Origin of the sequence: Pseudomonas syringae group sp. J248-6 (assembly GCF_032586995.1) — a bacterium.
Taxonomy (GTDB): domain Bacteria; phylum Pseudomonadota; class Gammaproteobacteria; order Pseudomonadales; family Pseudomonadaceae; genus Aquipseudomonas; species Aquipseudomonas amygdali.
Window position 1 is genome coordinate 14,456 of record NZ_JAWHOP010000039.1, and the last position, 10,131, is coordinate 24,586.

The 10,131-nt window shown below is 61.1% G+C and carries 6 protein-coding genes; 5 read left to right on the top strand and 1 reads right to left on the bottom strand.

Features of this window, described 5'->3' with window-relative positions; translation table 11 throughout:
* Positions 1-67 precede the first annotated feature (67 nt).
* Positions 68-1,702: a PvdJ/PvdD/PvdP-like protein gene (locus RYC17_RS26610; protein ID WP_316904776.1), complete on the bottom strand. Its 1,635-nt coding sequence runs from the start codon at positions 1,700-1,702 to the stop codon at positions 68-70.
* A 183-nt stretch (positions 1,703-1,885) separates the two neighbouring features.
* Here RYC17_RS26610 and pvdM point away from each other — a divergent pair, with 183 nt between their 5' ends.
* From pvdM to RYC17_RS26635, 5 genes are all read left to right on the top strand, one after another.
* Entirely contained in the window at positions 1,886-3,280 is a 1,395-nt protein-coding gene (gene pvdM, locus RYC17_RS26615; RefSeq protein WP_122258706.1) for a pyoverdine-tailoring dipeptidase-like protein PvdM, read from the top strand.
* Positions 3,273-4,559, top strand: coding sequence for an aminotransferase class V-fold PLP-dependent enzyme (locus RYC17_RS26620; protein ID WP_316904777.1), 1,287 nt, complete (start codon positions 3,273-3,275; stop codon positions 4,557-4,559). The genes pvdM and RYC17_RS26620 overlap by 8 nt, the downstream gene beginning before the upstream one ends.
* A gap of 48 nt (positions 4,560-4,607) precedes the next feature.
* Positions 4,608-5,474, top strand: coding sequence for a formylglycine-generating enzyme family protein (locus RYC17_RS26625; RefSeq protein WP_058402406.1), 867 nt, complete (start codon positions 4,608-4,610; stop codon positions 5,472-5,474).
* Between the two features lie 69 nt (positions 5,475-5,543).
* Positions 5,544-7,220, top strand: coding sequence for a cyclic peptide export ABC transporter (locus RYC17_RS26630; RefSeq protein WP_316904778.1), 1,677 nt, complete (start codon positions 5,544-5,546; stop codon positions 7,218-7,220).
* Between the two features lie 308 nt (positions 7,221-7,528).
* Positions 7,529-9,769, top strand: coding sequence for a TonB-dependent siderophore receptor (locus RYC17_RS26635; RefSeq protein WP_219171231.1), 2,241 nt, complete (start codon positions 7,529-7,531; stop codon positions 9,767-9,769).
* Positions 9,770-10,131 lie beyond the last annotated feature (362 nt).

Sequence of the window (10,131 nt, forward strand, 5' to 3'; positions counted from 1 at the left end):
ACGCAGAGCGTCATGACCTGCATTCCCACGCTGGAGCGTGCGGAACGATCATCTCAACGACCGTTCGCTAAAACCACCTGTCCGGCAACAGATTGCGCGCATACCAAGGCCTGCGCGGCACGCGGCGTAGCAGGTTGCTCAATTTGTCATCCGCCGCAAAGGTAATACGCAGCGCAAGCTTCATGACTTCCGGGTCCATTTCCATGGTCGTGCCTGCCGCCTGCCCGGGCACGGTGCTGCAGCCGTGGGTTTCCGGCCCCAGCCACGGGTCGCTGACTTCGACCCAGCGGCCCGCTGCGAACCACGGCACGCCATTGACTTCCAGGCGCTTCACTTCGCCCGGATGAAAGCGCTCGTGGGCGCAGAACCAGTCGTCGATGCGATCGTCGATCCAGCCGTGAAACATCCAGAACACCGGGTTCACATGCGATGAAAACGGATCGGCGAGGAAGTCGTTTTCCGGCTCGAACCAGCGCTCGGCGAAGTCGTCCGAACGACGCGCCATGGGCACCGGCTGGCCGTTGGCGGGGTCGCGAGCGACGGAGGCCCAACGCATGTGCAACCAGTCGTGCAGTTCCAGCTCGACCTGCGAACCAAACTGCCCCAACGTCAGCTTCGACAGAAAGCGCGGGTCGCGGTACTGCGACTCCCAGACCTGAAAGTGCGTGTGAAACGTCTCGTGGCTTTTGATATCGCTGACCAGTTGCGTGTATTCCTCATCGCCCTGGGCCAGCCAGTTGGGCGGCAGCGAACAACCGTCGTGATTATCGAAATAACGTGCGAAACCCAACCGGTCACGCTCCAGCTCAGGCTGAGGCAACGGAAACCGCGGCCACGACGGCAGGTCCTGAATCTTGCGCGCCTGAATCAGCATGTGTCGGTGCATGTAAAAGAAGTCTTCACCTGAACCATTGCGGTCCTTGTGCGGGCCACGCGCATCACGCTCTTTCTCGCGCGGCCCCGGCTGCCAGCCGATACCACGCAGGGCGTCACGCTTGTCTTCGGGCAGCTTGTGCCATTTGTCCCGAGAGGCATGCCACAGCTGGTGAAACAAGCGATGCTCCTTGGAAACCAGCCAGGCCAGAAACGGCGGACTCAGGCCGACCCGCTCGCGCGCCTCAGGGAACACCTGCTTGATGGCAATCAGGCGGTTTTCCAGCTCCGGCAGGGCCAACGGCCGGTCCAGACGTTCGATACGTCCGCTCAACGTGCCGCTGCCCGCATTGCCGAACGCGCCCCAGACTTCATCAAGGGTCAGGCTGAATTCGTAATCCGCAGTGTCGCTGTGCGGATCATTGCCAGCATGGCCGTCCATCACCCGCAGATACAGTTTTGCCGCGTTGGCCGGTTGCAGGTCGCCAATCACCCGGAAGCGTGGCTGTGCGTCGCTGCGCAATTGCTCCGGCGTATCGATATAACCGCGCAGGCCGCGACCGCGCGGGGCAATGTCGAGAAACATTTCCAGACCTTCAAGCGGCGCATCGGCCAGCCCGGCATCACGCCCCTCGAAACGCAGCGTCCATACCCCGCGCAGCTTGTCGGCCAGGCGCTGGGTAGACGTATCTGCGGGCCCGGCCGTGGCCTCGCCCGGTGTCACGGGTTCCTCGACACGGGTGAATTCCCGATGCGCATAATAGGCAGCCGGAACTGCCGCGCCGGTCAGCGCCAGCCCTGCTATGAACCCTCGTCGAGAAATCGTCATTACCCTACCTGTTCCAGCACCGAGACAGCCGTTATCCAAGCTAGAACGTAAACCCGGCAGACAAATTTAGCTCAGCATCTGAATCCAGGATACGGCGCTAAATTTTTTGCCCATCCGCTCGTTCTCCACCAGATAGCAACAGCCCTTGCAGGCTGCGCAACGGTTAATCTGAACGAGACGGAAATGACAAGACCGCGTTGGAAAAAGGCTCTCTTCATCGGCCTGCCGCTGGCCCTGGCCATCAGTGCAGGCGCGGGTTTTCTGGCCTGGAATTACTGGTCGCCTGCCGGTTACCCGGTCAAGGTCATGAAGCAGGCCGACGACCTGCAAGAGCGGATCATTTCCTTCGACAGCCACATCACCGTGCCGATGAAATTCGGCAGCGAGGGCAATGAAGCCGACAAGGACGGTTCGGGCCAGTTCGATCTGGTGAAAACCGCACGCGGGCGCTTGTCCGGCGCAGCACTGACGGTATTCGGCTGGCCGGAAATCTGGAACGGCGACAATGCCCCGCATCGCCCGACACCCGGCTTTGTCGACGAGGCGCGCCACCAGCAGGAAGTGCGCTACAAGATCATCACCGGCATGGTTCGGGATTTCCCCAATCAGGTCGGCATCGCCTATACCCCCGACGACATGCGCCGCCTGCACGGCGAGGGCAAGTTTGCGATCTTCATCAGCATGCTCAACGCCTACCCGCTGGGCAATGACCTGAGCCTGCTGGACCACTGGACAGCGCGCGGCATGCGCATGTTCGGCTTCAGTTACGTCGGTAATAACAGCTGGGCCGACTCTTCACGCCCCCTGCCCTTTCTAAACGACACGCCCGACGCGCTGGGCGGCCTGTCGGAAATCGGCAAGCAGGCAGTGCAGCGCCTCAACGACCTGGGCGTGATCATTGATGTCTCGCAAATGTCGAGCAAGGCGTTGGAGCAGGTCAGTCAGTTGAGCCGTACGCCAATGGTCGCCTCGCACTCGGCCCCGCGTGCGCTGGTGGACATCCCGCGCAACCTCAGCGACGAGGAAATGCAGCTCATCAAGCGCAGTGGCGGCGTGGTGCAGATCGTGGCGTTCCCGGCTTATTTGAAGCCGCTGACCCAGAAGACTCAGGACAAGCTCAACGCCCTGCGCAAGGACTTCGACCTGCCGCCGCTGCCCAACCTGGCCATGGCACTGATGCCCGGCGACGCGATTATCACGGTCTGGCCGGAACAGCGCTTCGGTGCCTACGCCAGCAAGCTGTACGCGATCCTTGAAGAAGAGCCCAAGGCCACGGTCAAGGATTTCGTCGACGCCATCGATTACACGGTGAGAAAGATCGGTATCGACCATGTCGGCATCAGCTCCGACTTCAATGATGGCGGCGGCGTAAAAGGCTTCAACGATGTCAGCGAGATTCGCAACGTGACCGCCGAGCTGATCGAGCGCGGTTACGCCGAAGCGGATATCACCAAGCTCTGGGGCGGCAATTTCCTGCGCGTCTGGGAGCAGGTGCAGGCTTCGGCGCGTCCGGATGCGAAACAAACCAACCTCTCGAATGCCGCTAACCGAACATCAGGCGCAACCGCTCATGACTGACCGCAGAACCTTCCTCAAACAGGCCGGAGTGCTGGCCGCAGCCTTGCCACTGGGCTCCGGTCTTGCGTCAACAGCAATGGCGTCCGCACCTGCACCTGCACCAACATCCACAGACAAATGGGTGCGCCTGAAACAGCTGTTCAATCAGGACCCGGATTACGTCCACCTTTCCAACTTTCTGGTCACCTCGCACCCCACTCCGGTGCGCGAAGCCATCGAGCAGCATCGCGCGCACATCGACCGCAACCCTGGCCTGGCGATGGACTGGGACCTGGGGGAAACCGAGCGCCGCGAACATGAAGTTCGCGTCTGGGCGGGCAAGTACCTGAATGCCCAGCCTGGCCAGATCGCCCTCACCGGCAGCACCACCGAAGGGCTGGCGATCATCTACGGCGGTCTGCATGTGCGCCCGGATCAGGAGATTCTGACCACCGAGCACGAGCATTCCTGTACCCGCGACATCCTCAAATTCCGCCAGCAGCGCGAAGGCACTCAGGTGCGCAAGATTCGCCTGTTCAAAGACCCGGCGACCGTGTCGGCAGACGAAATCATCGACTCCATTGCGCGCAGTATTCAGCCGAAGACGCGAGTGCTGGGCATGACCTGGGTGCAGTCCGGCAGTGGTGTGAAACTGCCTATCGGGGCCATTGGCGATCTGGTCGAGGAACACAACCGCAACCGTGACGACGAAGACCGCATTCTGTATGTGGTCGACGGCGTACACGGGTTTGGCGTCGAGAACCTGGATTTCCCGGACATGAAGTGCGACTTCTATGTCGCCGGCACTCACAAGTGGATGTTCGGCCCGCGCGGTACAGGCATTGTCTGCGCCCGCTCGGAGCAGGTCAAAGACCTCACCCCACTGATCCCGACGTTCTCGGAAGCCACCGGTTTCAGCACGATCATGACGCCCGGCGGCTATCACTCGTTCGAACACCGCTGGGCACTGAACGAGGCGTTCAAGCTGCACCTGCAACTGGGCAAAGCCGACGTGCAGGCGCGCATTCACGAGCTTAACAGCTACCTCAAGCAGCGCCTCAAGGCGCAGCCCAACGTCGAACTGGTGACACCGATGGACCCGGCACTGTCGGCGGGTTTCAGTTTCTTCCGGCTCAAGGGCCAGGAAAGCGACGAGGTGGCCGCCTGGCTGATGAAACAACGCATGGTCGTGGACGCCGTGAGCCGTGATGTCGGCCCGGTGGTGCGCACCGCGCCCGGATTGCTGAACAACGAGGCCGAAATCGATCGATTCATGGCCCTGCTCAGCCAGCGCAGCTGACGTGCACGCATTGAATCCACTGTTTTCCGTTTTCTATCGAGACCCGTCATGAAAAAAACACTGCTGCCCCTTTCCGCTTTGCTCGGCCTGTTGCTCTGCGGCACCACCCTCGCCGCCACGCCTGCGGCGGTGCCCGCGCCCGGAAAAGTGTTCAAGGACTGCAAGGATTGCCCGGAAATGGTCGTGCTGCCTGCGGGCACTTTCACCATGGGTGCGCCCGAAGAGGAATTGGGTCGCCAGCCGGACGAAGGCCCGCTGCACGACGTGACCTTCGCCAAACCGTTCGCCATCAGCCGCTTTCAGGTACTGAGTGGCGAATGGAACGCCTACATCAAGAGCTCCGGTTACAAGATGCCAGACGGCGATACCCGCCCTGGCCGCGAGTGCAAGGCCGGCAAGCCGCGCTACCCACTGAGCCCGCGTCAGCCCGCCGTGTGCATGGACTGGAACGAAGCCAGGGCCTATGTCGAATGGCTGTCGAAGAAGACCGGCAAGTCCTATCACATGGTCAGCGAAGCGCAACGCGAATACGCGGCACGGGGCGGCAGCAAGGGCTCTTTCCCGTTCCCGATGGACGAAGGCAAGCCTTACAGCATCGCCAAACACGCCAACACCTACGGCCCGGAAGACGGCTTCAGCTACACCGCACCCGCTGGCAGCTACAGCCCCAACGATTTCGGCATTTACGACGCCCACGGCAATGTCTACGAATGGACCGCCGATTGCGAGACCAGCAACTACAACGGCGCACCCACTGACGGCAGCGCGTGGCTGGCCGGCGATTGCACCTGGAAAATGATTCGCGGCAATGACTGGACCGAAGCGCCGATCTTCTCCCGCTCCGGCAACCGCAACAGCCGTCAGCCGGATGTACGCGGCGACTGGCTGGGTTTCCGGGTCGCCCGCGACCTGTAACGGACTTCATGCGCGCCTGCGGCCTGCGACAGACGCGGGCCGCACTCACGGACACTGACGAGACACACCATGACCCGCAAAACTGAAAGCCTCGCCCGGGAAACCCTGAGAATCCTCAAGCCCTTCTGGTGGCTGGTGGCGCTGTCGACCGTGCTGGGGATTGTCAGCGGTCTGAGCGTCACCGGCCTGCTGGCCACCATCAACAACGCGATGAACATGCCCGGCGGCCCGGACACGCAGACCGCGCTGCTGTTTGCCGGGTTGTGTGTGCTGACCCTGGCCTGCTCGACACTGTCCAACCTGTCGACCAACTACGTTGGCCAGCGCGTGGTCGCCAACCTGCGCCGCGAGCTGGCTGCCAAGGTGCTGGTGGCACCCATCGAGCAACTGGAGCGTTATCGCTCGCACCGTCTGATTCCGGTGCTGCTCAACGACGTCAACACCATCAGCACCTTCGCCCTGTCGGTCGCACCGATGGTCATCTCGTCCACTGTCACCCTGGGCTGTCTGACCTATCTGGCGCTGCTGTCCTGGCAGATTCTGGCACTGACCGTGCTCACCGTGGTGCTCGGCACCGGCGCGCAGTACCTGGCCCATGCGTTCGGCATGCGCAGCATTCTGGCGGCGCGCAACAGCGAAGACGAATTGCAGAAGCACTATCAGGCGCTGTCTGCGGGTGCCAAGGAGCTGCGCATTCAGCGCAAGCGTCGCCAGCACATGCTCGACGAGAAGATTCATGGTGCCACCGAGCACATCTGCCGCTCGAACATTCGCGCCGCCAACATCTTCGTCAGCGCGGAAACCTTCGGCTCGATGCTGTTCTTTGCCGTGATCGGCATCGCCATCGCCTTCCAGGCCATGTGGCCGACCACTGAAAAAACCGTACTGGGCGGCTTCGTGCTGGTGATGCTGTACATGAAAGGCCCGCTGGAACGCCTGATTACCGCCCTGCCCGGCATCAGCCGCGCGCAGATCGCCATGCGCCGTATCGCCGAACTGTCGTGGAAGTTTTCCAACCCCGAACCCCACTTGCTGGTCAACGACCGCCCCAATTCGCTGGCCAATATGCAAACTCTGGAATTGCACAACCTGCGTTATGACTACCCGCCGGTCGAGGGCAGCGACGCCTTTCATCTCGGCCCGGTCGATTTGAGCATCAAACAGGGCGATATCGTATTCATCGTCGGCGAAAACGGCTGTGGCAAGACCACGCTGATCAAGCTGCTGCTGGGTCTGTACACGCCGCAACAGGGCGAAATCCGCCTGAATGGGCAGACCGTCACCCCGGAAAACCTGGATGACTACCGCCAGCTGTTCACCACTATTTTTGCTGATTACTACCTGTTTGATGAGCCGTTGCAGGGACAGGCCGCGCTGCCGCAAGACGCCGGCAAATACCTGGAGCGGCTGGACATCGCGCACAAGGTCAACATCAAGGACGGTGCCTTCACCACCACCGACCTGTCGACCGGTCAGCGCAAGCGTCTGGCACTGATCAACGCGTGGCTGGACGAGCGTCAGGTGCTGGTCTTCGACGAGTGGGCCGCTGATCAGGACCCGGCGTTCCGGCGCGTGTTCTACACCGAACTGCTGCCGGAGCTGAAGCAGCAAGGCAAGACCATCATCGTCATCTCCCATGACGACCGCTATTTTTACATCGCCGATCAACTGGTGCGCATGCAGACCGGGCAGATTCAGGTCGAGCAAGTGCAGAACGACACTTACGGCAAAACCATTCCGGCCTGATTCATTCACGCCTCGAAAGCCCCGCCCGGCCGGTCCGCGAGCGGGGCTTTTTGTTGCCCGGCGAGGCCATGCCCGCCCCAACAAGATAGCCAAGCGCCATCTTTTTTTCCGGAATTGTGAAAAATTCATTAAATAAACGTTATTCGCTTTCGTTCTCATTAACAGCGAATTGCGTGCACAGCCATCTCCCGCGCAACGCCCTATAAAAAAGTTGCTCACGCCTGCCCCGTCGACGGCTGAACCCGACTGCGCAGACCTGACCAACGCTCTCAATCTCCTTGCCGATACCCACTGGAAAGAGCCAATTCATGCACAACCCGTCACGACTTACCCCGCTCAGCAAAGCGTTGATGCTCAGTCAGATGTTCCGCTCCCGGCCATCCATGGCGGTCATGGGCCTTGCGCTCTGCATGCCGGTGGCCAGCCAGGCACAGGAAACCGCCGCAGACGGTTCGACCCAGACAGCCACGGTCAATCTGGCGCCAACTGCAATCGACTCGCAGTACCTGGGCACCGCCACTGACGGCACTGGCTCTTACACCACCGGCGCAGTAAGTATCGGCAAGGGCGCGCCACAGTCGCTGCGTGAAACACCGCAGTCTGTAAGCGTGGTGACTCGGCAAGTCATGGATGACAACAACCTCAACAGCCTGAGCAAAGTGCTGGAAGACACCCCGGGGATCACCTTCCAGTACCGTAACTTCGGCGGTCACGTGTACACCTCGCGCGGCTTCTCGTTGCTGGCGGAAAGCTTTCTGGTCGACGGCATTGGCGGTCAGGGCTATCAGATCACCGGCTGGATGCAGCCGGACATGGCCATCTACGACCGTGTAGAAGTATTGCGCGGCGCGTCCGGTCTGCTGGTCGGTGCCGGTCAGCCCGGTGGCGCGGTCAATCTGGTGCGCAAACGCCCGACCGCCGACAACAAATTTTCGATCACCACTCGCGCAGGTTCGTGGGATCAGTACCGCGTCGATCTGGACGGCAGCGGCAAGCTCAACGATTCGGGCACGCTGCGCGGGCGCATGGTCGCGGCTTACGATGACAGCGGTTCGTACCTGGACGGGCGCGACAGCCGCACCCCCCTGCTGTACGGCATCGTCGAAGCCGACCTGAGCGATGACACCACGCTGACCATGAGCCTGCGGCGTCAGGAACAGGTCATCAATGGCTACTCGATCTACGGCCTGCCGCGCTACAGCAACGGTCAGTCGCTGGGCCTGTCGCGCTCGACCAACCTGGCGCAGAAGTGGAACCGTCTCGAAAGCGACATGACCGAGGTGTTCACCGAAGTTGCGCATCGCTTCAATGAAGACTGGACCAGCCGCACGTCGCTTACTTACTCGCAGGGCGGTTTTGATCAGAACATTGCCTACGCACGAGGCGCAGTAAACCCCACGACGCTGGCGGGCTCCAATTTTCAGGGCACACTGTTTCGCAAGGACGAGGTCGACAGCGTCGGTCTGAACAGTCAACTGGAAGGTAACTTCAACGCGTTCGGCCTTGAGCATCAGGTAACCCTGGGGGCTGACTGGTCGAAGCAGGACGCCAACACGCATCAGGCGACCGTGACGAGACGCACCGCAGTCAACGTCTTCGATGTCGATCAGAGCGCTTTCGCCAAACCGGTCCGTCCGGCCTGGACCACCGACATCGACACCACCGAGGAACGCGCAGGCCTTTACGCCAACACGCGTATTCACCTGAGCGAGCCGTTGAGCGTGGTTCTGGGCAGCCGCCTGAGCTGGTATGACTACAAGTACGACGTCAAAACCGGTGCGGCCACGGATTATGAATCCAAGCAGACTCAGGAATTCACCCCGTTCGCCGGCCTGATCTACGACATCAACGACAACTGGTCCTGGTACGCCAGCTATGCCGACATCTTCACACCACAAGCCAACTATGTGACCTCAGGCGGCTCGCCGCTGGACCCGGCCATCGGCTCCAACTACGAAACCGGCTTCAAGGGTGAACTGTTCGACAAGCGCATGAACCTGTCGATGGCACTGTTCTACATCAAGCAGAAAGATGTCGCCGCTCTCGATCTGGCGGCCCAGGACAGTCTTACGACTTGCCCGACCAGCTCCGACGGCTCCTGCTACCTGCAGGACGGCATCAGCCGCAGCAAGGGTGTCGACGTCGAAGCCAGCGGTGAAGTGTTGCCAGGCTTGCAAGTATTCGGCGGCTATACCTTCAACATGCTGCGCAACAACGGCGATGCGGATGTCGCTTACGAAACGCCGAAACACATGCTGCGCCTCAACACCAGCTACAACCTGCCGGGCGCATGGAACCGCCTGACCCTGGGCACCGGCGTGTCGGCAGATTCGGGCTATGAAGTGCCGTCCAACAAACAGCTGGGCGTTTCTGGCAAGGCCATCTGGGATGCGCGAGCCTCGTGGAAACTGGACGAGAACTGGAAGGTGTCGCTCAACGCCGAAAACCTCTTCGATCGCAAGTACTACAGCACCTCGATCGCCACCGACCGCTCCAACGTCTACGGCGAACCGCGCAGCTATGTCCTGACCTTGCGGGGGGATTTCTGATCTGAGTCCAGGCTTTGACTCTTGTGCAAATGCTCCGCGTTGGCATGCCTTTGTGGACGTTCTGCGTCCGTTCTTGAATACGCGGCGCGGCGCAGATTTGTGACGCGGAGCGTCACCCAAGGCATTCCCACGCTGGAGCGTGCGGAACGATAGGTGTCCGTAAGAACACCTATCGTGCCAATGCTCCGCGTTGGCATGCCTTTCTGGACGCTCTGCGTCCGGTTTTGGTGTGCGACGCGTTGTCGGCTTGTGATGCAGAGCTTCACGCGGGGCATTCCCACGCTGGTGAACTGCCCCCCAAAAGTTGGACGGTTTAGCTTGCCGCCTGAGCCCTGTACTTTACGGGGCTTTGACCGTTGAGC

Coding starts and splice junctions, on each gene's coding strand:
- RYC17_RS26610 (WP_316904776.1), bottom strand. CDS start 1,702: ATGACGATTTCTCGACGAGGGTTCATAGCAGGGCTGGCGCTGACCGGC.
- pvdM (WP_122258706.1), top strand. CDS start 1,886: ATGACAAGACCGCGTTGGAAAAAGGCTCTCTTCATCGGCCTGCCGCTG.
- RYC17_RS26620 (WP_316904777.1), top strand. CDS start 3,273: ATGACTGACCGCAGAACCTTCCTCAAACAGGCCGGAGTGCTGGCCGCA.
- RYC17_RS26625 (WP_058402406.1), top strand. CDS start 4,608: ATGAAAAAAACACTGCTGCCCCTTTCCGCTTTGCTCGGCCTGTTGCTC.
- RYC17_RS26630 (WP_316904778.1), top strand. CDS start 5,544: ATGACCCGCAAAACTGAAAGCCTCGCCCGGGAAACCCTGAGAATCCTC.
- RYC17_RS26635 (WP_219171231.1), top strand. CDS start 7,529: ATGCACAACCCGTCACGACTTACCCCGCTCAGCAAAGCGTTGATGCTC.